Annotated in this window: 21 protein-coding genes and 1 riboswitch; of the genes, 7 read left to right on the top strand and 14 right to left on the bottom strand. The window is 62.2% G+C overall.

Features of this window, described 5'->3' with window-relative positions; translation table 11 throughout:
- Positions 1-118 precede the first annotated feature (118 nt).
- A complete protein-coding gene (gene ilvC, locus ACTCHC_RS08320) occupies positions 119-1141 on the top strand; it encodes a ketol-acid reductoisomerase (RefSeq protein WP_463022017.1) in 1023 nt (340 codons plus the stop codon).
- A gap of 72 nt (positions 1142-1213) precedes the next feature.
- Here ilvC and glmM read toward each other — a convergent pair whose 3' ends face one another.
- The 6 genes from glmM to ACTCHC_RS08290 form a co-directional block, all read right to left on the bottom strand.
- On the bottom strand, positions 1214-2557 hold the full coding sequence (glmM, locus tag ACTCHC_RS08315) for a phosphoglucosamine mutase (RefSeq protein ID WP_463022016.1): 1344 nt from the start codon (positions 2555-2557) through the stop codon (positions 1214-1216).
- A 99-nt stretch (positions 2558-2656) separates the two neighbouring features.
- Positions 2657-3352, bottom strand: a complete 696-nt coding sequence (locus ACTCHC_RS08310; protein ID WP_463022015.1) for a cell wall hydrolase — start codon at positions 3350-3352, stop codon at positions 2657-2659.
- Positions 3353-3525: 173 nt separating this feature from the next.
- Entirely contained in the window at positions 3526-6111 is a 2586-nt protein-coding gene (locus ACTCHC_RS08305; protein ID WP_463022014.1) for a putative PEP-binding protein, read from the bottom strand.
- 51 nt (positions 6112-6162) lie between these two features.
- Positions 6163-8412 carry a glycine--tRNA ligase subunit beta gene (glyS, locus tag ACTCHC_RS08300; RefSeq protein ID WP_463022013.1) on the bottom strand — a complete coding sequence of 750 codons (2250 nt, stop codon included), beginning with the start codon at positions 8410-8412 and terminating at the stop codon, positions 6163-6165.
- The gene (locus ACTCHC_RS08295) at positions 8412-8939 is read right to left on the bottom strand and encodes a DUF6446 family protein (protein WP_463022012.1); all 528 of its coding nucleotides are present in this window, start codon (positions 8937-8939) and stop codon (positions 8412-8414) included. The genes glyS and ACTCHC_RS08295 overlap by 1 nt, the downstream gene beginning before the upstream one ends.
- The gene (locus ACTCHC_RS08290) at positions 8936-9874 is read right to left on the bottom strand and encodes a glycine--tRNA ligase subunit alpha (RefSeq protein WP_463022011.1); all 939 of its coding nucleotides are present in this window, start codon (positions 9872-9874) and stop codon (positions 8936-8938) included. Before ACTCHC_RS08290 ends, ACTCHC_RS08295 begins: the two co-directional genes overlap by 4 nt.
- Positions 9875-10036: 162 nt before the next feature.
- Between ACTCHC_RS08290 and ACTCHC_RS08285 the strand changes: the two genes are divergently transcribed.
- The gene (locus tag ACTCHC_RS08285; protein WP_463022010.1) at positions 10037-11731 is read left to right on the top strand and encodes a trypsin-like peptidase domain-containing protein; all 1695 of its coding nucleotides are present in this window, start codon (positions 10037-10039) and stop codon (positions 11729-11731) included.
- On the opposite strand, the gene ACTCHC_RS08280 is transcribed toward ACTCHC_RS08285, so the two are convergent.
- The 3 genes from ACTCHC_RS08280 to metZ form a co-directional block, all read right to left on the bottom strand.
- Complete coding sequence (locus ACTCHC_RS08280; protein WP_463022029.1) at positions 11728-13176, bottom strand: TrkH family potassium uptake protein; 1449 nt, start codon at positions 13174-13176, stop codon at positions 11728-11730. The two genes, ACTCHC_RS08285 and ACTCHC_RS08280, sit on opposite strands and share 4 nt — an antisense overlap.
- 41 nt (positions 13177-13217) lie before the next feature.
- Positions 13218-14294, bottom strand: coding sequence for a GTP cyclohydrolase FolE2 (gene folE2, locus ACTCHC_RS08275; protein ID WP_463022009.1), 1077 nt, complete (start codon positions 14292-14294; stop codon positions 13218-13220).
- 78 nt (positions 14295-14372) lie between these two features.
- Positions 14373-15551 (bottom strand): O-succinylhomoserine sulfhydrylase, encoded by a 1179-nt coding sequence (gene metZ, locus ACTCHC_RS08270; protein WP_463022008.1) that lies wholly within the window; start codon positions 15549-15551, stop codon positions 14373-14375.
- 53 nt (positions 15552-15604) lie between these two features.
- Positions 15605-15683, bottom strand: a riboswitch (SAM riboswitch).
- A 113-nt stretch (positions 15684-15796) separates the two neighbouring features.
- On the opposite strand from metZ, the gene ACTCHC_RS08265 reads away from it, so the two are divergent.
- The gene (locus tag ACTCHC_RS08265; protein ID WP_463022007.1) at positions 15797-16732 is read left to right on the top strand and encodes an alpha/beta hydrolase; all 936 of its coding nucleotides are present in this window, start codon (positions 15797-15799) and stop codon (positions 16730-16732) included.
- Between the two features lie 25 nt (positions 16733-16757).
- The gene (locus ACTCHC_RS08260) at positions 16758-17465 is read left to right on the top strand and encodes a glutathione S-transferase N-terminal domain-containing protein (protein ID WP_463022006.1); all 708 of its coding nucleotides are present in this window, start codon (positions 16758-16760) and stop codon (positions 17463-17465) included.
- A gap of 75 nt (positions 17466-17540) precedes the next feature.
- Here ACTCHC_RS08260 and ACTCHC_RS08255 read toward each other — a convergent pair whose 3' ends face one another.
- The 3 genes from ACTCHC_RS08255 to ACTCHC_RS08245 form a co-directional block, all read right to left on the bottom strand.
- Positions 17541-18626: an Acg family FMN-binding oxidoreductase gene (locus ACTCHC_RS08255; protein ID WP_463022005.1), complete on the bottom strand. Its 1086-nt coding sequence runs from the start codon at positions 18624-18626 to the stop codon at positions 17541-17543.
- A gap of 230 nt (positions 18627-18856) precedes the next feature.
- On the bottom strand, positions 18857-19468 hold the full coding sequence (locus ACTCHC_RS08250) for an inner membrane-spanning protein YciB (RefSeq protein WP_463022004.1): 612 nt from the start codon (positions 19466-19468) through the stop codon (positions 18857-18859).
- A 10-nt stretch (positions 19469-19478) separates the two neighbouring features.
- Entirely contained in the window at positions 19479-20381 is a 903-nt protein-coding gene (locus ACTCHC_RS08245) for an EamA family transporter (RefSeq protein ID WP_463022003.1), read from the bottom strand.
- A 69-nt stretch (positions 20382-20450) separates the two neighbouring features.
- Between ACTCHC_RS08245 and ACTCHC_RS08240 the strand changes: the two genes are divergently transcribed.
- Positions 20451-20951: an MgtC/SapB family protein gene (locus tag ACTCHC_RS08240; RefSeq protein WP_463022002.1), complete on the top strand. Its 501-nt coding sequence runs from the start codon at positions 20451-20453 to the stop codon at positions 20949-20951.
- Here the strand turns inward: ACTCHC_RS08240 and ftsY are convergent.
- Complete coding sequence (gene ftsY / locus ACTCHC_RS08235) at positions 20948-22258, bottom strand: signal recognition particle-docking protein FtsY (protein ID WP_463022001.1); 1311 nt, start codon at positions 22256-22258, stop codon at positions 20948-20950. The two genes, ACTCHC_RS08240 and ftsY, sit on opposite strands and share 4 nt — an antisense overlap.
- Before the next feature lie 117 nt (positions 22259-22375).
- Between ftsY and ACTCHC_RS08230 the strand changes: the two genes are divergently transcribed.
- Positions 22376-23440, top strand: a complete 1065-nt coding sequence (locus tag ACTCHC_RS08230) for an alkane 1-monooxygenase (RefSeq protein WP_463022000.1) — start codon at positions 22376-22378, stop codon at positions 23438-23440.
- A gap of 20 nt (positions 23441-23460) precedes the next feature.
- Positions 23461-23856 (top strand): hypothetical protein, encoded by a 396-nt coding sequence (locus tag ACTCHC_RS08225; protein ID WP_463021999.1) that lies wholly within the window; start codon positions 23461-23463, stop codon positions 23854-23856.
- A gap of 922 nt (positions 23857-24778) precedes the next feature.
- Here the strand turns inward: ACTCHC_RS08225 and ACTCHC_RS08220 are convergent.
- Positions 24779-24979, bottom strand: a 201-nt coding sequence (locus ACTCHC_RS08220) for a hypothetical protein (RefSeq protein ID WP_463021998.1), incomplete at its 5' end; no start/stop codon positions are given.

Below are 24979 nucleotides of genomic sequence, written 5' to 3'. Positions count from 1 at the left end.
TCTATATATATGGCGAATTAGTTTTTACACATTCGTTCAAAGATATCAAATTTTGAAAAGCAAATAGCGACTGATTTCCCTAAGGTGCGCGCAGAACAACCCACAGGAAGGAAATATCATGCGCGTTTATTATGACCGCGATTGCGACATCAACCTGATCAAGGACAAGAAGGTCGCCATTCTGGGCTATGGCAGCCAGGGCCATGCCCATGCGCTGAACCTGCGCGATTCTGGCGCGAAAAATCTTGTCGTCGCCCTGCGCGACGGCAGCCCCAGCGCGGCCAAGGCCAAGGGCGAGGGCCTGCAGGTCATGGGCATCGCCGAGGCCGCCGCCTGGTGCGACCTGATCATGTTCACCATGCCCGACGAATTGCAGGCAGAAACCTATCGCAAATACGTGCATGACAACCTGCGCGACGGTGCCGCAATCGCCTTTGCCCACGGGTTGAACGTGCATTTCGGCCTGATCGAACCCAAGCCCGGCGTCGATGTGATCATGATGGCCCCCAAAGGCCCCGGCCATACCGTGCGCGGCGAATATACCAAGGGCGGCGGGGTGCCCTGCCTGGTGGCAGTGCATAACGACGCATCGGGCAAGGCGCTGGAGCTGGGCCTGTCCTATTGCTCGGCCATCGGCGGCGGGCGTTCGGGCATCATCGAGACCAACTTCCGTCAGGAATGCGAAACCGACCTGTTCGGCGAACAGGCGGTGCTGTGCGGCGGTCTGGTCGAACTGATCCGCATGGGGTTCGAAACCCTGGTCGAGGCCGGATACGAGCCCGAGATGGCCTATTTCGAATGCCTGCACGAGGTGAAGCTGATCGTCGATCTGATCTATGAAGGCGGCATCGCCAACATGAACTATTCGATCAGCAACACCGCCGAATATGGTGAATATGTCAGCGGCCCGCGCATCCTGCCCTATGATGAGACCAAGGCCCGGATGAAAGCGGTTCTGACCGACATCCAGACCGGCAAGTTCGTGCGTGACTTCATGCAGGAAAACGCGGTCGGCCAGCCCTTCTTCAAGGCCACGCGCCGCCTGAACGACGAACACCAGATCGAACAGGTCGGCGAAAAGCTGCGTGGGATGATGCCGTGGATTTCGGCCGGCAAGATGGTGGACAAGGCCAAGAACTGATCCGGCCAACCGGATCGCAAACGAGTGCCGGCGCGATATCCGCGCCGGCATTTTTCCTTGGGCGTGTCGGCTTCAGATCTCGGCGGTCACTGCGGCCACGACAGTGTCCACGACCTGCAACAGCAATCCATCATCTTCGCATTCCGCCATCACCCGGATCAAGGGCTCGGTCCCCGATTTTCGGATCAGCAGCCGCCCCTTGCCCATCAATGCGACCTCGGCCGCGGCAATCACTTTTTGAACATTCTTTGACTCAAGGGGCGTGTGACCAGTCTGATACCTTACGTTTTTCAACAATTGTGGCACAGCATCGAATTTATGAACCAAGGCCGATGCCCGCTGCCCCGTCGCCGCCATCGCCGCCAGAAACTGCACCCCCGCCAACAGCCCGTCGCCGGTCGTGGCATAGTCGGTCATTACGATATGGCCCGATTGTTCGCCGCCCAGGTTCCAGCCGCCGCGCCGCATCGCCTCGACCACATAGCGATCGCCGACCGGCGTGCGTTCCAGCCGCAGGCCCCGCCCGTCCAGAAACCGTTCCAGCCCCAGATTGGACATCACGGTGGCCACCAGCACGCCGCCGCGCAGCCGGTCTTCGGCGGCCATGCGTTCGGCAAACAGCGCCATGATCTGGTCGCCATCGGCAACCTTGCCGGTCTCATCAATAATCATCACCCGGTCGGCATCGCCATCCAGGCAGATGCCCACGTCACAGCCCTGCGCCACGACCGCGGCGGCGGCGGCGGCGGTATCGGTCGACCCGCAGCCCTTGTTGATGTTGAACCCGTCCGGCGCCACGCCCATCGGCACGACATCAGCGCCCAGTTCCCACAGAACCTCGGGCGCGGTGCGATAGGCCGCGCCATTGGCACAGTCGATCAGCACCTTCAGCCCATCGAGCCGCAACCCGGCGGGCAGCGTAGTCTTGATCCGTTCATTATAGCGGAACCGGCCATCGTCGATCCGTTTGGCTCGTCCGATATTTTCGGCCTGGGCCGGCTCGATATCACCGCCAAGCAGCGCTTCGATCTCGGCCTCGGCCTCGTCCGACAGCTTGAACCCGTCCGGGCCGAAGAACTTGATGCCGTTATCATGGTGGGGGTTGTGACTGGCCGATATCATCACGCCGACATCGGCGCGCATGGATGTTGTCAGCAGTCCCACGGCGGGCGTGGGCACCGGCCCCAGCAGAAACACATTCATCCCGGTCGAGGTAAACCCGGCCGTCAGCGCGTTTTCGAACATATAGCCCGACAGGCGGGTATCCTTGCCGATCACCACCCGATGCGCGGCCGATCCGTCACGACGAAAATACCGGCCTGCGGCAGCCCCGATGCGCAGCGCGATTTCGGCCGTCATGGGATAGCTGTTGGCGCGGCCGCGCACCCCGTCGGTTCCAAAAAGGGAATTTCCCATACCAGTCCTTTATCACACAGAAAACCCCGGGCGCACAGGCGCGCGCCCCTTATCAGGTCATAGCATTCAGGATCAAAAACGAAAGCCCCGCCAGACTTGTCAGTTCGCACTGACCCGCGTCGGGCGACGATAGAAGAAATGACTGCCGATCGTTGCGGTTTTCAGGAAACTGCGCGCCCAGCGCGGGTTGACTGCCCGGGTGTGGTAATGCGTTGCGCCATCGGTCAATTGGCGCTGTGCCCCTGCTCCGTCAAGCATGATACGCGCGATCTTGGTGACACGGTCCCAGGCAGCGGGTTCGGCGATGATTTCCTTACGCCCATCACAGTTATAAGTGAACTGGCATTGGAACAGCCGCCCGGTTCCCTGATGCACGACATTGCACACCGAACCGGGGTAATCTGGTGAAGCGACCCGGTTCAGGATCACTTCGGCAACGGCGAACTGGCCTTTGATGCTTTCGCCGCGCGCCTCGAAATACAGGGCCTCTGACAGGCATTCCCAGTCGGCCCCGCCCTTGGCCTTGGGCAGCCGGGCAAGCCAGGCTGCATCGAACTGGATTACGGGAGGGGGTCTGGTTGCCTTGGCCGCGGATACGGGCGTTGCCAGGCGCTGAAGCCGCTGTTCGTCAAGCGAGCCAAGCGCCTCTTTCTCGGTGTTCAGAAGGCGCGTCAGGTTCGGCTCGATGATCGTGGTCGGGTCGTTTGAACCGGACAGGGTTACATCTGCCAGCGCGGCACCGGTCAATAGCATGGCCGCAAAAACGGCACATGCTCCGGAAATCCGAAGTGTCATGTCGAGCCCCCATGGCAGCGCGACCCAGTCTGGCCGCAGCGGGGCACGCATAAACGAATCTGATAAATGCGTCCAGCCCTGCACAAAAAACAGACTGTTCAGTCGCGCCCGATGAGCGACCGATTGCCTGTATGCGCACCGGGGATGTGGCCCAAACGGACGCTAACCCCTTGTTATTCTTTACGCCTTCCGACCGAAGCCCCTTGCCCCTCTAGGCTGAGCTGCGCAGCGGCCAGTCGCGCAACAGGTACGCGAAACGGCGAACATGATACGTAATCAAACCCCGCCGCGCGGCAAAAGGCAATAGATTCGGGGTTGCCGCCATGTTCACCGCAGATCGACAGAACGACATCGGCGCGCGCCTTGCGGCCACGTTCCGCGCCCATCAGCAACAGCTCTCCTACCCCGTCGACATCCAGCGTATGGAAAGGGTCTTCGGGGAAGACGCCCTGCTGAACATAGGATCCCATGAACTTCCCGGCATCATCGCGTGACAGGCCATAGGTCATCTGGGTCAGGTCATTCGTGCCAAAAGACAGAAAGGCCGCGTGTTGGGCAATTTCGCCCGCACGCAACGCCGCGCGCGGTGTTTCCACCATGACCCCAAGCCGATAGTTGAAATCCACGCCTCGTTCGATACGCACGGCAGCCGCCACCGCGTCGATCCGGGTTTTGACCAGCTCGACCTCGCGCTTGGCCGAAACCAGCGGCATCATGATTTCCGGCACGACCGGATCACCCCTGCGGCTGGCCTCGATCGTGGCTTCAAATATGGCGCGGGCCTGCATTTCATAAATTTCAGGCACGGTGATCCCCAGACGCACGCCACGCATCCCCAGCATCGGGTTGAATTCCGACAGCGCCTCGACCCGGCGCGTGACATCGGACAGTGGCAGATCCAGTGCCTCGGCCAGTTCACGCATCCCTTCGCGATCATGCGGCAGAAACTCGTGCAACGGCGGATCGAACAGCCTGATACAGACGGGCTGGCCGCTCATGATCTCGAACAGGCTGATGAAATCCATCCGCTGCATCGGCAACAGCTGATCCAGTGCGGCGCGACGATCTTCGGCGGAATTCGCAAAGATCATCTCGCGCATCACGGTCAGGCGGCCTTCGTCAAAGAACATATGCTCGGTCCGGCACAGGCCAATGCCATCGGCCCCGAAATCGCGTGCGGTCTGGGCATCGGCGGGGGTATCGGCATTGGCGCGGATGCCGATATCGCACACGTCTTCGGCCCATTTCAGGAAGGTGCGGAACGTGTCATCCAGCGCGGGCGGCAGCATCTTGACCGCGCCGGCCAGCGCCGTGCCGGTGGTGCCGTCAACGGTTATGACATCGCCTTCGCGGAACACGCGGCCATCGGCGCATTTCAGCATCTTGTCGCGTGTGCGCAACGTCATGTCCGATACACCAACCACGCAGGGCAGCCCCAGACCACGGGCGATCACCGCGGCGTGGCTGCTCATCCCGCCCCGTTCGGTCAGAACGGCGACGGCGGCATGCATGCCGCGAATATCCTCGGGCGCGGTTTCGCGCCGCACCAGAATGCAGGCCTCGCCCCGCGCCGCACTGGCCTGCGCGGCGGCGGCGCTGAACACGATGCGCCCGGTGGCTGCCCCGGGACTGGCGGCGATGCCGCGCGCGATCAGGTCGCGCGGGCCGGTCGGGTCGATCTGGCTGTGCAGCAATTCGGTCAGCGCGCGCGCCTCGACCCGCTGCAACGCCTCTTCGCGCGGGATGATCCAGTCTTCGGCCAGGGCCACCGCGATACGCAGCGCCGCGCGCGACGACCGGCGCACCCGCACCGCATCCAGTATCTTCAGAACACCCGCCTCGATGGTGAATTCGATCTCCATCTCTTCGCGCAGGCGCTGGCGGCTGATCTCGCCCCAATGCAGCAGCTGGGCGAACAGGTCGGGGCAACGCTCCTGCAACGACGCCCCGCGCGAATCACAGGTCAGGAACAGAACCCCGGCCCCGTTGTTCAGGGCAGCGCGCCCCTGGGCCTGGCTTTGATAGCGCCCGGTGATCTGGCGCAGGCCCGTCACCGGATCGACAAACTGGATCACGCCCGACCCGCTTTCATCCGGCCCCAGGCCCAGCGCCATTTCCTGCACCACCAGCCCCAGCCCTGCATCGGCCGGCGCGCCCTTGGCCTGGCGCAGCAGGCGCGCGGTCGTGCCTTCCCAGGCGCGCGCCATGGATCGCAGAACCTCGGCCAGCTGGCGGGCCGGATCCTGGGGAAAGGGTTCGTCGGTTTCATCCTCATAGGCCGCCAGCGCGTCGCGCAGGGTAGCCTCGCTGTTGTCGCGCCCGTCGAACATATCAGGGTCCAGCCGGGCGACATGCACCGCGAAGGTCTTGATAAAGCGCAGATACAGCGCGTTCGCGACCTCTGCACCCAATGTATCACTCAGCGCCCGGTGACGGTCATCATTCATGCCGATATTCAGAATCGCGCCCGGCCCGCCCCAATCGGGGTCTTCAGAGCTGGGCCGCACCGATACCAGTTGCCCCGCATCGAAGGCTGACAGGATGGCCGCCGTATCGGGCACCTGCCCCGCTGCGATGTCATGCACAGCGTCAAAGGACAGCGCCACAGTGCGCGGCACCGGCATGCCCAGCCGGATCATCCGCTGCAGACATTTCGCACGCCCGCCATGGCACGCCACCGAGATATCAGCGGTCGGCGTGATCAGCGTCAGTGTCTGGAACTCCGTGGCTTTCTGCACTGCAGCATCCTTTGTTTGCATGCGCAGGATACGCCGATTATGCGACTTGGCAAGGAGAGCGTTACGTTATTGTTACCCGTCAATCCGCGTCAGATCGGCGACCTGCAAACAGGTCTCGCGGATACGATGCAGCAGGTTCAGCCGGTTGCGCCGCAGGATCTGATTGTCGGAATTGACCTGAACGGCGGTGAAAAACGCATCAATCGGGGCGCGCAGGGCGGCCATCGCGCCCATCGCGGCGGCGAAATCCTCGGATTTCAGCGCCGGCGCGATGGTGGCATCGGCAGCATCGAGCGCGGCGAACAGCGCCTTTTCCGCCGGGTCTTCGGCGAATTTCACATCGGGACCATAGCGATATTCGACGCCATCCTTCGCTTCCTCGGCGCTCAGGATATTGTTGGCGCGCTTGAAGCCCTGCAACAGGTTGGTGCCGTCCTCGGTTTTCAGCGTGTCGTTCAGCGCTGTGGCGCGGGCCACCAGCAGCGTCAGATCGTCATTATTGGGCATCACAAGGCAGGCGTCGATCACGTCATGGCGAATGCCCTGATCGCGAAGGTAGACCTTGAGGCGGTCGTGGAGGAAGGAGAGGAGGTCGGCCCCGGGATGAGGAATTACACTCCAGTCGATTTTCAAGTCGATGAGGCTGGTGTCGATACGACCGAGGCGCTGTCTTTCAGCATAAACTGCATCGTAAATTCTATCGGCTTCTTGTGGCGAAACGCCAAGCCAGCGTGCAGCGGCTGCTTTAGCGTCCAACTCTTCTCTAAAAAGTTCGCCAGACGATTTCGCGTCGTGTGCCGAATAAGCTTCGAGAAAGATTTGCAAAAGGCTGATCCGAATCCCATTTTGCAATACAAGTCGAACAGCGCCCAACGCTGCCCGCCGCAAAGCGAACGGATCTTTCGAACCAGTCGGCTTCTCATTGATCCACCAGAACCCGGTCAGCGTGTCGATCTTGTCGGCCAGCGCCACGGCGACCGAAACCGGGTCGGTCGGCACATCGTCGCTGGGCCCCAGCGGCTGATAATGGGCGTGGCAGGCGTTTGCCACGGCATCCGACAGACCACGGTCGCGGGCGTAATAGCCGCCCATGATCCCCTGCAATTCGGGGAATTCGCCGACCATCGCCGATTGCAGATCGGCCTTGGCCACGCGGGCGGCCTCGGCGGCAAGATCGGGCTTGGCGCCGACCAGCGGCGCGATCTCGCGCGCCAGTGCTGCGATACGTTCGATCCGCTCGGCCTGGCTGCCCAGCTTGTTGTGGAAGGTGACATCGGCCAGCCCCTTGGCCATGCCTTCAAGGCCCACCGCGCGCACGGTGCGCAGATCGTTTTCCCAGAAAAACGCCGCATCCGACAGCCGGGCGGACAGCACTTTCTGGTTTCCGGCCAGGATCGTCGCGCCATTGTCGGCGGTTTCGCGGTTGGCGACTGTCACGAATCGAACAATCCGGCCCGATTTCGGGTCGCGCACCGAGAAGAACTTTTGATGTTCACGCATGGATGTCTGCAGCACCTCGGGCGGCAGGTCCAGAAACGCCGCGCCGATCTGACCCATCAGCACGACCGGCCATTCGACCAGCCCGGCAACCTCGGCCAGCAGGGCGTCGTCGGCGACCACCTCAAGCCCCTGCGCGAACGCCATGTTGGTGGCGTCGTGCCAGATGTGATCGGCGCGCTCTGCCGGGTCCAGCACGACAAATGCCTTTTTCAGTTTGGCCGTGTAGTCATCGAACGACGACACCTTGATCGCGCCCTTCGACATGAACCGGTGGCCCTGCGTGACATTGCCCGCCACGATCCCGTCAACCGTCAGCGGCACGACCTGCGCGCCCGCCTGATCGGTCAGGATGCACAGGATCGAATGCAATGGCCGCACCCAGCGCAGGGTGCCCGCGCCCCAGCGCATGGATTTCGGCCAGGGGAAATTGCGGATCGTGTCGTCCAGCACCTGCGCCACGATATCCGCCGCCGGGCGCCCCGGCACGGTCAGCCGCGCGAACCAGACCTGACCCTTTTTGTCATCCCGTGCCACCAACTGGTCACGTGTCAGCCCGGTGGAACGCAAGAACCCGTCCAGCGCCTGTTCGGGCGCGTCGGTGCGCGGGCCCTTGCGTTCCTCGGTCACGGTCGGGCTGGCATCGGACAGGCCCTGAACCGTCAGCGCCAGCCGGCGCGGTGTCGAAAACGCCGCCGCCGAGGCATAGGTCAGTCCCGCATCCACCAGCCCGTCGGTCACGCGCTTTTTCAGCGCCTCGCGCGCGGCGGCCTGCATCCGCGCCGGAATTTCTTCGGAAAACAGTTCGATCAGCAGGTCGGGCATCAGTTCTTCTCCGGTGCGGGCGGGCAACCCTCGGGGGCGGGTTTGCCATCAAAGACAAATTCGCCGCAATGATTGATCTGGTTCCAGGCCATGCCGCGCCCGTCGTCGAAAATCGCGATCATGCGGTCAATGCCATAGGTGACGTTTTCCTGCCCCACAAAGGCGATGGCGCGGCCCTGTTGCAGCGCCTCGTCTATCGCTGTGGCGTCATAACAGGAAAACCAACCCGGCCCGGTCAGCGGCGCGGGGTCCTCAGCGATCACATAGGTTTCACCCAGCATCGCGCCCGACAGGGACGTGGTGAAACAGGCGCGATACCGCACCGGTGAACTGACCGCGTCAATGGCCTGGAAATCGTCATAGGTAATGGCTTCGGGCTGGCCCGTCGCCACCGACGTCAGGCGCACATCGTCAACCCCGTTGGGCACGACCCGGTCGTAATAGGCATAGACCTGCGCGTAATACATGCCCAGGCCCATCGCCAGGGCAACAACGATGATCAAACCTGCGATGACGCGACCGTTCATGTGGTGGCCTTCTCGGGCACCCACCCGCCTGCCGCAGTGGTCACGAAGGCATCGGCGCAGGCCTTGGCCAGCGCACGCACCCGGCCGATATAGGCCTGCCGTTCGGTCACGGAAATCACCCCGCGTGCGTCCAGCAGATTGAACAGGTGGCTTGCCTTGATGCACTGGTCATAAGCCGGATGGGCCATCACGATGCGCTGTCCGGTTCTGGGGTCATCGGCCGGGGCGGCCAGAATGCGCTGGCATTCGGTCTCGGCATCCATGAAATGCTGGAACAATGCATCGGTGTCGGCCTGATCGAAATTCCAGCGGCTGTATTCCTGTTCGGTCTGGCGGAACACATCGCCATAGCTGAGCGCGATCGGGCTTTGCGGGTCGTTGAAGGGCATGTCCATCACGTGATCCACGCCCAGCACATACATGGCCAGCCGTTCCAGCCCATAGGTCAGCTCGCCCGAAACCGGGTGGCAGTCATGGCCGCCGACCTGCTGGAAATAGGTGAACTGCGATACTTCCATCCCGTCGCACCACACCTCCCATCCCAGGCCCCAGGCGCCCAGCGTCGGGCTTTCCCAGTCATCCTCGACAAAGCGGATGTCGTGCAGGCCTGCGTCGATGCCGATGGCGGCCAGCGAACCCAGATACAGCGCCTGAAGATCGGGCGGGCTGGGTTTGATGATGACCTGATACTGATAGTAATGCTGCAGCCGGTTGGGGTTTTCGCCATAGCGCCCGTCGGTGGGACGGCGCGACGGCTGAACATAGGCCGCCGCCCAGGGCCGCGTGCCCAGCGCGCGCAGCGTTGTGGCCGGGTGGAACGTCCCCGCGCCCACTTCCATGTCATAAGGCTGCAAGATCGCGCAGCCCTGCGCCGCCCAGTAATTCTGAAGCCGCAGCAGGATGTCCTGAAAGCTTCGCGGTTTGCTGTGGCTCATCGGTTTGCCCCTGTGGTCGCGGTCTGCGCTTCAATAGGCAAGCGGCGCGGCAGGGTCAATCAGGCGGCGCGGCAATAGATTATGCACGTGCAAACAAAACCGTCTTTGATAGGGTCTGCCAAGGATTCGGACCGGTAAACAATGACGAGGGACAAGTGTAACATGATCAGAATACTGGCGCTGCTTGCAATCATATCGCTTTGGACACCGCCGGCACAGGCACAGCAATCCGCCTGGGTTCAGGTCGAGGCACAGCCGACACTTGCGCAGGTGCAGGAACGCCTGCAGGCCTATGCCAGCGTATTTCCCGATGTCAGCGGATACGAATTGCGCAGCGGCTGGTATGCCATCACCATGGGCCCCTATGATGCGCCCCTTGCCGCCCAGCGCCTGAATGATCTGCGGCTGACCGGTCAGGTTCCGGGGGATTCCTTCATCGCCGACGGGCGCAATTTCGTGCGCCAGATCTGGCCCGATGGCGAAAGCCGACCCACGCCAACCGCAATCGCGCCCATTCCACAGGCCGGCCCCGCCGAGATGTCTCTGCCAGAGGCCCGCCGCAACGAGGCCAGCCTGACCGCCGAAGATCGCCGCAAGGTGCAAGAGGCCCTGCAATGGGAGGGCTTCTACAATGCCGCCATCGACGGTGCCTTCGGGCCGGGCACCCGCAACGCGATGGCGACCTGGCAGATCGCCATGGGTTTTGAACCCACCGGTGTTCTGACCCCGCGCCAGCTGATTGAACTGGAAAAGAACTATCTTGCCGCCCTGGCGAAACTGGATATGCAGCCCGTCGACCGCGTCGAGGCGGGCCTGCGCATCCAGATCCCTGCCGGGCTGGTCGATTTTGCCCGTTTCGCCCCGCCTTTCGTTCAATATGACAGCAAGGGGGACAGTGGCGTGCGGGTCTTGCTGATCAGCCAGCCGGGCAATCGCGATACGCTGGCGGCGCTGTATGACGTGCTGCAAACCCTGGAAATCGTGCCCTTGCGTGGCCCGCGCGAACTGAATGCCAGTTCGTTCCTTCTGACCGGCAGCAATGACCGGCTGCAATCCTATGCCTATGCCACGCTGGCGGGCGGAACCGTCAAGGGCTTCATGCTGATCTGGCGGCCCGAGGATGAAAAGCTGATGACGCGCGCGGCCCAGATGATGCGCGACAGTTTTGACCCCTATGGCGACAAGGCGCTGGATGAAACGCTGGGCGCCGCTGTGGCGCAGCATCCCGATCAGTTGTCGGGGCTGGATATCCGCCGCCCCACCCGTGTGCAGACCGGGTTCTTTGTCGATGCGCGTGGCCTGATCCTGACCGCCGCCAACGGGCTGGATCAATGCGGACGCATCACGATCGAGGATGAACTTGCCGTCGATCTGGCCGCAAGCGATGCGGCCAGCGGGCTGGCCCTTTTGAAACCACAACAGCCCCTGGCCCCGATCGCCATCGCATCCTTTCAGACCGGCACGCCACGGCTGCAATCCGAAATCGCGGTGGCGGGCTATGCCTATGGCACGGCGTTGAATGAACCGGTGCTTACCTTCGGCACGCTGGCCGATCTGACCGGGCTGGACGGGCAAGCCGATGTCGCGCGCCTGACGCTGACCACGCTGCCAGGCGATGTGGGGGGCGCGGTTGTGGATATGACAGGGGCGGCACTGGGCGCGCTTCTGCCCCGTCAGGACGGTCAGCGCCAATTACCGCTGGATGTAAACTTTGCTGCGGATGTCCCTGCAATCGCAGAGTTTTTGCTGGGGCATGATGTAAAGATGATTGCCGCTGAAACGGCAGCACACCTTGCCCCGGAAGACCTGGCGATTCAGGCGGCGAACATGACCGTCCGCATCGCCTGCTGGAATTAACCGCGCCAGAACTTCACGGTCAGCAAGGCATAGACGACCAGAAGCTCCAGCCGGCCAACCAGCATCGCCCCGGCCAGCAGCCATTTCGCGGTATCGTTCAGCCCCGCGAAATTGCCGGCCGGGCCGATCATGTCGCCCAGACCGGGGCCGATATTGGCCAGCGCCGTGGCCGCACCCGAAACCGAGGTCATGAAATCCAGCCCCGTCAGCCCCAGCAGCACCGACAGCACGCCAAGGCTGGTCACAAACATCACGAAGAACGCCATGACCGATGACAGCACGTCATGTGACACCGGCCGCCCGTTATAGCGCGGGGTGAACATGCCATTGGGGGTGTGCAGACGCCGGATCTGGGTGCGGATCGAGGCAAACAACAGCTGAAACCGGAAGATCTTGATCGAACAGCAGGTCGACCCCGCGCAGCCCCCCACCAGACCGATGAAAAAGAACATCACCAGCGGGAAAGCCCCCCAAAGCTGATAATCCACCGAGGCAAAGCCGGTACCGGTGATGATCGAGGTTATGTTGAACACTGCCTCGCGGAAGGCATGTTCAGGATGGTCCAGATTGACGAAGATCCGATACGCCGTCAGCAGCACGACCAGCGCCAGAACGGTATATAAAAAGGCGCGCACCTGCGTATCGCGCCACATCGGCTGGCTGTGGCCGGTCATGATCTGCACATAGCGGACAAAGGGCAGACTGGCCAGAACCATGAAGACGGATGCCACATATTCCGGCGCGCCCTGAAACGCCCCGAACGAGGCGTCCCGTGTTGAAAATCCGCCCGTCGACATGGTCGTCAGCGCGTGGTTCAGCGCGTCGAACACCTCCATCCCCACCAGAAGGAAACACAGGAAACAGGCCAGCGTCAACGCAACATAGGCCACCCCGATGCGTGATGCGATCTGGGTGGCGCGTGGCAGCACCTTGCCGGATGTGTCAAAGGCCTCGGAGCGGAAGATCTGCATGCCGCCCACCTTCAATTCGGGCAGAAACACCATCGCCACCACGATGATGCCGATACCCCCGAACCATTGCAGCATGGACCGCCACAACAGCAACCCGCGTGGCAGGCCGTCCAGCCCGCTGAACACGGTTGATCCAGTGGTGGTCAGGCCGGACATGGCCTCGAAAAACGCATCCACGACGCGCGCCTCGGTGGCGCCGATCACAAAGGGGATTGATCCGAACACCGGCAGCAGCAACCACACGCCCGTTGTCAGCAGGAACATCTGCTGCAGGGTCAGCCGTGCCTGCACCCCGTTCGACGAGGCCAGCGCCATCACCCCGCCGGTCAGCGTTGTCAGAATGGCCGCGTTCAAAAAGACCGACCATTCGCCGTTGCGGTGCATCAGATCCACAACCATCGGCAACAGCATCGCCACGCCCAGCGCAGCGATCAGAAGGCCGATGACATATCCAACGGGGCGCAGGTCGATCATGGATGCAGGCTTGGCCGCCGCACGCGCGCCTGTCAAGCACCCTAACCCTTGTGAATCAGCGATCCGAACAGATGCGGGTCCAGACTGCTGGTGGCAAAGGTATCGCCTTCGGTCAGCACGCTGACGGCATCATGGCTGTGCAGGCTTTCCTGATGGCTGGCCACAACGCGGAAATCGCCGATGCGCGGATCGGCCCGCAGCCCTTCGCAAAACAGCCGCACCGCGTCTTCGACAAACATCGGATTGGCGGCGTTCAGTTCGGCAAAGGCCTGTTCATCCTCGCGCTTGACCATCACCTGTGTTTCGGTCGGCACGGCGGCGCGGCAGATATCCAGCAGGTCTTCGAACCACAGGCAATCACCGCCCGGGCGCAGCGCCACAGACAGACGCGCGACCGAACGTTGCGCATGGGGCGTGGCCAGTTGCCCGCGCAGGGCGCGCGCATGTTCGGCCAGTTCCAGCGAACAGGGGCAGGTGGAAGAATAGACATAATCCACGTGCAGGATACGCAGCCGCGATCCACCCTGATCGACCACCTCTAGCGCGATGTCGTAATACTGATAGCCCTGCAGCCCTGACCGCAGCGACGGGCGCAGCACCGGAAAGGCAAAGCGCATCATCAGCCGGGCATCGAAACTGTCCAGATCACGTTTGTAATCGTCCAGCGCGGCTTCGATCACCTCGAAACTGAACGCACGTTCCGAATGGGCATAAAAGCTGCGCATGATGCGCGACATGTTGATGCCCTTCTTTTCCGCCTCAAGGCTGACCGTGCCGGTTACGGATGTATCCAGCGTCAGATCGCCATTGTCGCGGCTGCGAAACCGGATTGGCAGGCGGAAATTCGAAATACCGACATGCTGGATCTGCTGCTGCGCGCCGCGGATCAGGCTGGACGGGCCATTCTGCAGATCGGGCAAAGTGGCGCGATAGGCGTCGTCGGCAATGAAATTATGGGCATAGATACGGTTCAGCGGCTGTTCCCCGTCGATCAGCCGCAGCAGGGTTGGATCTACAGCCTGAATTTCCGCGTCACTGGCGGTATCCGCCCAGCGACGCAGCAGTGCCAGCGCAGCGCGGGCGTCATCCTCGCCCGGTTCCTGGGTGCGGATATTCATCAATCCCTCCTGCGGCCCCACGACCATGCGGCATTATGTAATATCGCAAGGGCACAAGTCTACAGCGGGGCCGAAGAATCACACCGCGGCCAGCGCGCCCTTCAGATCGGACAGCAGATCGGCAGGGTCTTCCAGCCCGATCGACAGGCGCACAAGGCCCGGCGAAATGCCTAGCGTCACCTTCTGTTCGGGCGTCAGGCGCTGATGGGTGGTCGTGGCCGGATGCGTGATCAGGCTTTTGGCGTCACCCAGATTGTTCGACATGATCACCAGCTTCAGCGCGTTCAGAAACCGAAAGGCCCCGTCGCGCCCGCCCTTGACTTCAAACGCCACCACGGTGCCGCCCGCCCCCATCTGCGCCATGGCCAGATCGTGTTGCGGATGGCTGGCCAGCCCCGGATAGATCACCTGCGACAACGCCGGATGGCCCTGCAACTGTTCGGCCAGATATTGCGCGGTTGCCGTCTGCGCGCGCACCCGCAAATCCAGCGTTTCCAGCCCCTTGAGCATCACCCAGGCATTGAACGGCGACAGCGCGCCGCCGGTATGTTTCAGATAGGGTTCCAGCGTGTTGCGGATGTAATCCCTGCTGCCCAGAACCACACCGCCCAGACAGCGCCCCTGCCCGTCGATATGCTTGGTCGCCGAATAGACCACCACATCGGCGCCCTGTTCGATCGCCCGCGAAAACACCGGCGTGGCAAAGACATTATCGACCACGACCAGCGCGCCAACATCATGGGCCAAGTCGCAGACATATTTGATATCAATGACTTCCAGCGTGGGGTTGGAAACGGATTCAAAGAACACCGCCTTCGTGCCCGGTGTCAGGGCCGCTTTCCACTGCGCAGGGTCCATGCCGTCGATGATCACCACCTCGACCCCGAAGCGGGCCAGGATGGATTCCAGGATATACAGGCACGATCCGAACAAGGCCCGCGCGGCCACAACCCGGTCGCCGGCCTTTACGATCGACATCAGCGAGGCGTTGACCGCCGCCATGCCGCTGGCGGTGGCAAAGGCATCTTCGGCCCCTTCCAGCGCGGCGATGCGTTCTTCGAACATGCGCACGGTGGGGTTGCCGTAACGGGCATAGATGAATTCATCCTCACCCAGTTCGACAAACCGCGCCTCGGCCTGTTCGGCGGTGTCATAGACAAAGCCCTGTGTCAGAAAGATCGCCTCTGCCACCTCGCCATATTGGCTGCGGCGGGTGCCGGCATGCACCTGTTTCGTGCGTTTGCTCCACTCAGTCATCGGCGCACCCTTTCGCGCAAAGAAAAACCCCCGACCGGCAAAAGGACGGGGGTGCGGATGCAACCCAGACCTCTTTAGCGGCTTGTTTAACGTGGCCCGCAATCCGGTAAACAAAGCGCCACGCCCAAGGGCATAGCGCCGCCCCCTGTTACAGTCAAGCCACGTCACGCAACCGTAACACCGGCTTCATGCACCTGTCGTATGGATGCCTTAGGGCATGACCGCAAGATATGGTGGGTGCTGCAATGCCGCTTGTCCAGATCAATGCCTGTGCCGATCAGCCCGCCCCTGCTGGCGGGGGTGATCTGCATACCGTTTTGACCCGCGCAATGGCGCAGGGGCCGGGGCCGGTCACCATCTTGATCCATGGCTTCCGGTTTTCGCCCTTCCGCCCCGATCGCAACCCGCATGCCCATATCCTGTCGCTGACACCGCTGCCGCGTGACCGGCGCGCGCGGTCCTGGCCGCGCCATCTGGGCTTTGACGGGACGCGCACCGACGAAGGGCTGTGCATCGGCTTTGGCTGGCAGGCCACCGGTCATATCTGGGGCGCTTACGCGCGCGCCGCGCAGGCCGGGCAGGCGCTGGCGCGGTTGCTGGACATGATCGCCGATCTGCGCCCCGATGCGCCGGTTGGGGTGCTGGCCCATTCGCTGGGCGCGCGCGTGGCCCTGTCAGCCCTGCCCCGGATGGCACGCCCCATGCCGATGCGCGCCATACTGATGGCGCCGGCCGAACTGACCAGCCGCACCCGCGCCGCCCTGGACAGCCCCGCCGGGCACGCAGGCGACTTTCTGAACGTCGCCAGCCGCGAAAACGATATCTATGACGCGGCGCTGGAAGGGCTGGTGGCCCCGCACCGCCCCGCCGACCGGGCGCTGGGGCTGGGCACCGTGGCGCGGCCCAACTGGCTGACCCTGCAGATCGACCATGCCGATACCCTGTCCGCCCTGGCCGGGCTGGGCCATCCCGTGGCGCCCCCCGCGCGCCGCGTCTGTCATTGGAGCCCCTATCTGCGCCCCGGCATGTTCGACCTGTATCGCGCGATCTTGTCCGGCGCCCTGCCGATGGACAGGCTGCGCGCCACCCTGCCCGGCACCGCCAGCCCGCGCTGGTCACGGCTTCTTGCGCCGCCACGCATCACTGCGCCCTTGCCCTTTGCGGGAAAAGCCTCATCCTGAAGGGTAACTGCAAAGGAGTTTCCCGATGATCGAGCTGTTCTATTGGCCCACGCCCAATGGCTGGAAAATCACAATCGCGCTGGAAGAAATGGGCCTGCCCTATCACGTGACGCCCATCAATATCGGCAAGGGCGATCAGTTCGCCCCCGATTTCCTGAAAATCGCGCCCAATAACCGGATGCCCGCGATCATTGATCCCGAGGGCCCGGGTGGCGCGCCGATCTCGATCTTCGAATCCGGCGCGATCCTGCAATATCTGGCCCGCAAGACAGGCCAGTTCTATGGCGCATCCGAACGCGACCGGGTGGCGGTCGATCAATGGCTGATGTGGCAGATGGGCGGGGTCGGCCCGATGGCGGGCCAGGCACATCACTTCCTGAAATACGCCCCGGCGATGGAGCCGCCGCAGGATCTGCCCTATGCCAAGGATCGGTATCGAAATGAGGTCAGCCGCCTGTACCGGGTGCTGGACACGCAACTGGCGGCACAGCCCTTTGTGGCGGGCGATTTCTTTTCGATTGCCGATATGGCAATCTGGCCCTGGGCATCGCTGTGGGAAGGCCAGCAACAGGTGCTGGACGACAAACCAAACATGGCACGCTGGCTGCGCGATGTGGGGGACCGGCCTGCCGTGCAACGCGGTCGCGCCGTCGGCGAAGAATTCCGACAGGCGGTGCAGGAAACCGGGCAGGACAAGGACGCCCAGAAGATCCTGTTCGGGCAAAAAGGATAAGAACGGGCCTGTCAGGCGCGGGCATAATACAAAAACACCGCCATGCGCAGATTGCAGGCCGGCCCGCCGATCAAATCAGACTATGATCTGCGCGACCGGACGTCGTAGCGACATGGGAAGTGCCGGTGCGCGGCCAAACCGCACCACCAGATCGGGACGCGCGTCTGGCATTCCCAGCCAGCGCGCGAATTCCGGACGAACCTTCGCCACTTCGATGAGTTGATTGATATGCGCGTTGCGAATGCCAAGCACCGTGGATTGAAGTGCGAAACGTTGAAAACTGCGCCCAACCTTGACCCAATGTTCGGGATCCCCGGCATCACCAACGAAAACCGCCACCCCGGCGGATGACCGGATCTGACTTCGATATTTGTCATTCTCGCTGTCTTTTTGAAAGAACATGTCGAACATCGGTTTCGCGATCCACGCTGGCGCGACCGGATTACCCGTGCAGGCGGTAAACAGCCCGTCCCGCGTCGCAAGGGCCTGACCGGGCGAAAACCTGATCCAATCGCGCAGCTCGGCCACAAAGGCCGGATCATCCATCTGTGCGCTGTTGGCTTCGACAACAAGGTCAAGAATGGCGTCGCGGTCAGAGGCTTCGGTAAAGATCAGAACCGACACGCCCTCTTGTTGGGCCGCCGCGTGCAAAAGAGCGATGTCAGACGCAGAAATCGGTTGTCCGTCATATTCGGATCGCGTCGATTGGCGCAACGGGATGGCCTGCCCAAGCACGCCATCCCGCACGGGACCAGGGTTAAGTGAAATGTCGATCTTTATCTGCGGGCCGTTTTGGAACGCAAGCTCAGCAAAGCGGCCCGTGGAATTTGCCGCGACCCGCAGGTTTTCTGTGGCGCATCCCAGGCTGACATAAAGATGGTGGTCATCAGGATCGACAACCGGCGTCCGCCGCGCAAAATCGGGAAGGATGGACACCGTGGCCCCGTCCAGACGGAATTTCCACGGCTGCGTGTTATGCCCGTTGGCGGCCAGCGCCGCGAAACGCGCCAGTTCAACCAAATCCGGGTCGGCAGATACGGGGCGACGCTGATCCTTGGCGATATCTTCATATCCCCCCAGACGCGGCCAAAAAGAATATCCAGCAGCACCGACAATGGCGGCCGACACCCCGGAAGCGACAATAGCGCGACGTGAAATCATATCGAATGCCGATTGCTTGCCTCGGACACCCGGTGACTAACCGTTTTGCTGCGGTTTCTCCTTGATCTCTATCAAGAGGCTTGCATGCATCGCGCGGCGGGGGCGACACATGGACCATCCAATCATATCTGATCTGGCGGGGTGATGAACCGTTGAAACACGCGGATCTGAAAAATCTTCCCGAAGATTTTTCAGCCTAAGAATTTTCGGGAAAATTCTTAGGCCCCCCTTCAGCCCTGCCCGTCACCCTTGTTGTCGATGCCGTATGTCTTGAACAGCTTGCCCTGCGCCATGAAAAACGCGAACACCGCCGCCGTCAGGCCGAATGTCTTGAAATTCACCCAGGCATCGGTGGACATGGTGCGCCAGATCACCTCGTTCAGCACGGCCAGCCCCAAGAAGAACAGCGTCACGCGCAGGGTCAGGATACGCCAGCCTTCAGGTTGCAGCGGCATCATCCCTTCCATCACATATTGCAGATAGGATTTCCGGCGCAGCATCCCGAACCCCAGAATGCCGGCAAACAGCGCATAGATCATCGTGGGCTTCATCTTGAAGAACCGGTCATCGTTCAACCACACGCTCAGCCCGCCAAAGACCACGACCAGAACCGCCGTCATGATCTGCATCTTCGACAGATGTCCGCTTAATGCCCACAGCAGCCCGGTGCAGATCAGCAGCAGCGGGATGAACCCTGCCGTAACCAGTATGAACCCGTCATATTCGGTGCCCGCGATCATGAAGCTGCGATCGCGCACCAGCAGATAAGCCACGAAAAAGGCGATCACAGGCCCCAGTTCCAGCCCTATCTTGACCGCCGGATTGATCGGTTTTCGTGCCATTCCCAGCCTCCTATGCGCCCAGTTCGATTATTATGGCCCCAACCGCGATCATGGTCATCAACGCAAAACGGCGCGGCCCCACGGTTTCCTTCAACACCAGCCAGCCGATCAGGGCGGCGAAAACGGTCGATGTTTCGCGCAGCATGGCCGCCTCGCCGACCTTGTCCAGCCGGGTGGCCAGCATGATCGCCCCGAAACTGCCATATGCAAACACCGCGCCGATGGCCCCGCGCACCAACAGTGGCCCCAGCGCCGGACGATTGGCCATATTCCGATACCGCAGTGCTGCGATGACCGGAAAATCAAAGGCCGTCACCAGAAAGAACCAGATCAGAAAGGTGAACGGGTCGGGTGTGGCGCGGATGCCGTAAGCATCGTAATTGGTGTAAACCGCCACCATCAGCCCGGTGGCCACGGCCAATGTCAGCGCGGCCACCAGCGTGTCACGCTCCAACACCACATGGCGCAGGTTATAGATCGCCAGCCCGAAGATACCGCCCAGCAGCACCGCCACCCCCAGCCATTGCACAGGGGTAAAGACCTCGCCGAATACCATCGCCGCGCCCAGAATGGTTGCCAGCGGCGCGGTGCCGCGCACCACCGGGTAAACCACGGTGAACGCCCCCCGGCTGAGCGCCATGGCCATGCCCAGCTTATAAACGAAATGAATGGGGATTGTGCCCGCGATCAGCCACCATTCGCGCCCCTGCGGCAGCGGCACCACCAGCAAGGCCAGCGGCAGCGACACCAAAATCAGGCTGACATCAATGGAACCGCGCGTCAGCCACGGGTCATGCCGCCCCTTTTGCAACGCGGCAAAGGTGGCGTGCAGCAGGGCCGCCAGCACGGCCAGACACAGGGCCGCAACCCGGCCGGCCTCGGTGCCTTCAAGGCCAACGAAAAACGCGCTCATATGGCAATACAATCATGAGGGAACCATGCACGGCACAGCCACGTTTGTTGGCAAATGTTGGAACAACTTTTGACCTCGGCGCGCGGGCTGCTGTCCGACTTTGCGGATCCTTTCCCATATATCACCTGGGAAAAGGCATTGGTGCGCCTGCTGTTCGCAATTGTCCTGGCTGGAATATTGGGGTGGGAGCGCGAATTGCGCCACCGAAGCGCCGGATTGCGGACCCATATCCTGATTTCGCTGGCGGCCTGCCTGTTCACCTTGATTGCCTTTGATCTGGCGCATTTTCCCGCACAAACCCAAGCCAATTCCGATCCGTTGCGCCTGATCGAGGCTGTGACATCTGGCGTGGCGTTTCTGGCCGCCGGCTCGATCATCACTTCGGGGGGAAAGGTGCATGGCCTGACGACGGGCGCCAGTATGTGGATGGCCGGAGCCATCGGCCTGACCTGCGGCGTGGGAAACATCGCCCTGGCCATGCTGGCCAGTTTGCTGGCGGTAATCGTGCTGTGGCTGATGCGCATTGTCTTCAAATCCATCGCACATCCAGAGCCGGATGACGGCGACTAGCCATCGTGCCGCGCCCCAAGAATCGCATCTGCGTAATCTTGCGGATCGAACGGCGCCAGATCGTCGATCTGTTCGCCCACGCCGATGGCATGGATCGGCAGGCCGAACTTGTCTGCCAGCGCCACAAGAACGCCGCCCCTTGCGGTGCCATCCAGCTTGGTCATCACCAGCCCCGTGACATCGGCCAGTTTCTGAAAGATTTCCACCTGGCGCAGCGCGTTTTGCCCGGTGGTGGCATCCAGCACCAGCAGTGTATTATGCGGCGCGTCGGGGTCTTTCTTGCGGATGACGCGCACGATCTTGGACAGCTCCTCCATCAGATCGGCGCGGTTCTGCAACCGGCCTGCGGTGTCGATCAGCAACAGATCGGCCCCATCGGCCTGTGCCCGGGTCATCGCATCGAAGGCCAGGCTGGCCGGGTCTGATCCTTCGGGCGCGGTCAGCACCGGCACCCCGGCGCGATCCCCCCAGACCTGCAACTGTTCAACGGCGGCGGCGCGAAACGTATCGCCCGCGGCGATCACCACCGATTTGCCGGCGGCGCGGAACTGGCTGGCCAGCTTGCCGATCGTTGTGGTCTTGCCCGACCCGTTGACGCCGACCACCAGAACCACCTGCGGGCGCTTTGGATAGATCGGCATGGGGCGCGCGACCGGTTCCATGATGCGGGCGATCTCTGACGCCAGCAACGTCTTGATTTCATCCACCGACAGTTTGCGGCCAAACCGGCCCTCGGCCATGTTCGCCGTCACCCGCAGGGCCGTGTCCACGCCCATATCGGCGCTGATCAACAGCTCTTCCAGGCTTTCCAGCATGGCGTCGTCCAGCGTGCGGCGCATGACGGGGGCGGCAGCGCCGCGCCCCAGTATCCGGCCCAGAAAGCCGGGCTTTTGCACGGTTTCGCCGATTTCGACGCCAGGCATATAGGTCGGCATCTCGGCCGGGGCTTCCTCTGGCAGCGGATCGGGCTGCACCGGAATTTCCTGCGGGCGGGCAGGATCAATCACATCGCCGCCCGGATCTGGCACGTTCAAGGGCTCTGGCGCGGGGGTCGGATCGACGGGGGGGTGGGGTATGGGCCGCGTCGGCACCGGCTGCGGTTCGGGTTCGGACGGCTGTGGTGGTGCGGGCGCGGGATCGGGCCTGTCGGGCACCGGGGTGGGCTCGGGCGACGGTTCGGGTGCGGACGGGGTCGGCACCTCAACCGGGTCGGCACTGCCGCCATCATCGACAATCGCCTGCAACCCTTCTTCCAGCCTGGAAGAGGATTTGAACAGCCGGTCTTTAAGCTTGTTGAAAAACGCCATGATGCCTCCGTCTGTCTGTCACTTAAGGGTATCGGCCCGGCGATGGAAGACGGCAAGGCCAGAAATGCAGGCCGCGCCCCCTGCCCCGGCGGCAAATCTCATGCTAGGCTTGGCGCCATGTCGCGCCCGGTTCTGCCCTTTGCCCTTGTCACCCTGATGCCGCTGCCCCTGTTGGGGCTGGGGGCGGTGTTGGGCGGCTTCTGGATCGTGCTGGCGCTGGCCTATATGACTGTGCTGACCTTCGCGCTGGACCGGCTGATCGGCGCCGCCGGCCCAGCGGCGCCGGATCGGGAATTTCCGGCGGCAAACCGGTTGTCCGTCACGCTGGCGCTGGCGCATTTCCCGCTGATGGCGCTGGCCGTCTGGTCGGTATCGGGGCATGGCGATCTGGGCATCGGCGCCCGCATCGCCGCCTTCTTCGCCTTTGGCCTGTTCTTCGGCCAGATCGGCAATTCCAATGCGCATGAACTGATCCACCGCCCGCAGCGCCCCCTGTTCACGCTGGGCAAATGGGTGTTCATCGCGCATCTGTTCGGGCATCACACATCGGCGCACCGGCTGGTGCATCACCGGTTCGTCGCCACGCCCGATGATCCCAACACCGCACGGCTGGGCGAAGGGTTTTACCATTTCGCGCCGCGCGCCTGGATCGGGTCGTTTCGCGCCGGGTGGCAGGCAGAACCGCGCCGTGGCACACCCGTGCATCCCTATGTGATCTATACTGTGGGTGGCGCAGCGTTTCTGGCGCTGGCAGGGTTCGCATTCGGCCTGCCGGGGCTGATCACCTATGTGGCATTGGCCGCCTATGCCACGCTGCAATTGCTGCTGTCAGATTATGTTCAGCATTACGGGCTGACCCGCATCCCGACCCCCAAGGGCGGCTTTGAACCCGTCACCGACCGCCATTCGTGGAATGCCGGATCATGGTTTTCCGGCCATCTGATGCTGAATGCACCGCGCCATTCCGACCATCACGCCCATCCGATCCGCGCCTTTCCCGCCTTGCGCCTTCCGCCCCCCGATCAGGCCCCGCGCCTGCCCGCCGGCCTTCCAGCCATGGCAACGCTGGCGCTGGCCCCGCATCTGTGGCGTCGGGTGATGGATCGGCGCGCGCGGCGTTGGCGGCAAACGGCCGCTCACGAACAGGTGGCTGGCCTGGCCACGCATGATCTGGCAGTCTGACCCAAGCAAACGGAGCCGCCATGTATCGCGCCATCGCCGCCCTGATCCTGACCATCACCCCGGCCCTGGCCGAAACCCCGATGACGGCGCAGGAATTCGAAACCTATTCGACCGGAAAGACCCTGTATTATGGCGATTCAGGCGCGCCCTACGGCGCCGAGCAATATCTGTCGGGCCGCCGCGTGATCTGGCGCTTTCTGGATGACGACTGCCAGACCGGCAGATGGTATGAACAAAACGGTCAGATCTGTTTCGTCTATTCCGAAGACCCTCAGGGCCCGCAATGCTGGAGCTTCTTCTCCGGCCCCACCGGCCTGATCGCCCGCTTTGAAAACGACCCCGACGCAACCCCGTTGATAGAAGTCGAACAATCCCGCGATCCTCTGATCTGCCCCGGACCCAGAACAGGCGTCTGACGACGCTGGCGATCTTGCCCTGTCGGGCATGGCCACATAGCGAAGGCATCAAATTTTCCTGACGCACAGAAGGCATTCATCAAGCAGGGTGAAGAAGGCACACCGGTTGCCAAGATTTACCGAAGACAGGGATCATCCAGGCCACCTGGCTCAATTGTAAGAAGAAAGATGCGGGTCTGTTGCCGAAGAAAATGAAGCGCCCGGCCGATAGCGGATAGAAGGCAAGATGCGTGATTGTGCGTCCCGCTTTGGGCCGAATGCGTCGTCAGCGACGACGCCACTCAGCACTGGGCTGGAAAAGCCCGGTCGCCTTCGAACGGAAAGTGGCTTAAACGAGCACTTGGGGCGGCACAAAACGTGACAGGTCCAAACAGAGCTAACCTAAAATAGCGGACTCTCAGGGGAGCAGGTCAGTCGGCCAGCTGTTCACAGGAAATGGCGTCAGGTGCAGGCATATGCGTTCCTCCTCAGGATTGACGGATAGGATTGGAACGCGATCTTCAGCTGACGCCTCGTGGGGAGGTCGCGCATCCCCATGCTCCGCTTTTCTCGATATCGGGATTGCTTGTCAAGAAGGCGACCATGGCACGGGAGCTCAGGTCGGGGAGGTCAAACGCAAAAGAGCCCCTGGGTTTCAGGGGGGCTCGCAAAACGTTGAGGTGGCGTTGAGGTAAAACGGCGAGCCCTATACACAAGTGTTTTTGTCGGATTATAACCATTTGTAATGGTTAGATATTTTGGTTGCGGGGGCAGGATTTGAACCTGTGACCTTCAGGTTATGAGGGTCACCACAGCATCCTGAATAACTTTGTGATTTCAGAATGTTAGCTATGTTTTTTGCTCGCAACGTCGGCGTCGTGTCGCACGGAACTGCCGCAATCCATTGCGAAGAAACGGGAATCCAGATCGGCCATCATCACGCTCATTGGCGCACCTCGCAGGGTCGATCAAACCATTTGCGGTCTCGAAGAGTCGGATTTCCTACGTTTCGTTGATTGCACGACGGCAGGTGCGGAGACGTGTTTCCATCGTAGAGAAGGCCCGGACCAACCATACCAGTGTAGTAGCCGTTGCAGGTCAGGTTGTTCCCGCCGAGGCCGCTGACCGCAAACGCTTCATTCAC

This window comes from Actibacterium sp. (assembly GCF_055134745.1).
This window is presented reverse-complemented; position numbering and strand designations above follow the sequence as displayed.

What these genes read in the sequence shown, in the direction of transcription:
- glmM (WP_463022016.1), bottom strand. Translation starts at nt 2,557, where the DNA reads ATGGGAAATTCCCTTTTTGGAACCGACGGGGTGCGCGGCCGCGCCAAC.
- ACTCHC_RS08310 (WP_463022015.1), bottom strand. Translation starts at nt 3,352, where the DNA reads ATGACACTTCGGATTTCCGGAGCATGTGCCGTTTTTGCGGCCATGCTA.
- folE2 (WP_463022009.1), bottom strand. Translation starts at nt 14,294, where the DNA reads ATGAATATCCGCACCCAGGAACCGGGCGAGGATGACGCCCGCGCTGCG.
- ACTCHC_RS08260 (WP_463022006.1), top strand. Translation starts at nt 16,758, where the DNA reads ATGATCGAGCTGTTCTATTGGCCCACGCCCAATGGCTGGAAAATCACA.
- ACTCHC_RS08265 (WP_463022007.1), top strand. Translation starts at nt 15,797, where the DNA reads ATGCCGCTTGTCCAGATCAATGCCTGTGCCGATCAGCCCGCCCCTGCT.
- ACTCHC_RS08290 (WP_463022011.1), bottom strand. Translation starts at nt 9,874, where the DNA reads ATGAGCCACAGCAAACCGCGAAGCTTTCAGGACATCCTGCTGCGGCTT.
- ACTCHC_RS08230 (WP_463022000.1), top strand. Translation starts at nt 22,376, where the DNA reads ATGTCGCGCCCGGTTCTGCCCTTTGCCCTTGTCACCCTGATGCCGCTG.
- ftsY (WP_463022001.1), bottom strand. Translation starts at nt 22,258, where the DNA reads ATGGCGTTTTTCAACAAGCTTAAAGACCGGCTGTTCAAATCCTCTTCC.
- glyS (WP_463022013.1), bottom strand. Translation starts at nt 8,412, where the DNA reads ATGCCCGACCTGCTGATCGAACTGTTTTCCGAAGAAATTCCGGCGCGG.
- ACTCHC_RS08295 (WP_463022012.1), bottom strand. Translation starts at nt 8,939, where the DNA reads ATGAACGGTCGCGTCATCGCAGGTTTGATCATCGTTGTTGCCCTGGCG.
- ilvC (WP_463022017.1), top strand. Translation starts at nt 119, where the DNA reads ATGCGCGTTTATTATGACCGCGATTGCGACATCAACCTGATCAAGGAC.
- ACTCHC_RS08280 (WP_463022029.1), bottom strand. Translation starts at nt 13,176, where the DNA reads ATGATCGACCTGCGCCCCGTTGGATATGTCATCGGCCTTCTGATCGCT.
- ACTCHC_RS08255 (WP_463022005.1), bottom strand. Translation starts at nt 18,626, where the DNA reads ATGATTTCACGTCGCGCTATTGTCGCTTCCGGGGTGTCGGCCGCCATT.
- ACTCHC_RS08250 (WP_463022004.1), bottom strand. Translation starts at nt 19,468, where the DNA reads ATGGCACGAAAACCGATCAATCCGGCGGTCAAGATAGGGCTGGAACTG.
- metZ (WP_463022008.1), bottom strand. Translation starts at nt 15,551, where the DNA reads ATGACTGAGTGGAGCAAACGCACGAAACAGGTGCATGCCGGCACCCGC.
- ACTCHC_RS08225 (WP_463021999.1), top strand. Translation starts at nt 23,461, where the DNA reads ATGTATCGCGCCATCGCCGCCCTGATCCTGACCATCACCCCGGCCCTG.
- ACTCHC_RS08305 (WP_463022014.1), bottom strand. Translation starts at nt 6,111, where the DNA reads ATGCAAACAAAGGATGCTGCAGTGCAGAAAGCCACGGAGTTCCAGACA.
- ACTCHC_RS08285 (WP_463022010.1), top strand. Translation starts at nt 10,037, where the DNA reads ATGATCAGAATACTGGCGCTGCTTGCAATCATATCGCTTTGGACACCG.
- ACTCHC_RS08245 (WP_463022003.1), bottom strand. Translation starts at nt 20,381, where the DNA reads ATGAGCGCGTTTTTCGTTGGCCTTGAAGGCACCGAGGCCGGCCGGGTT.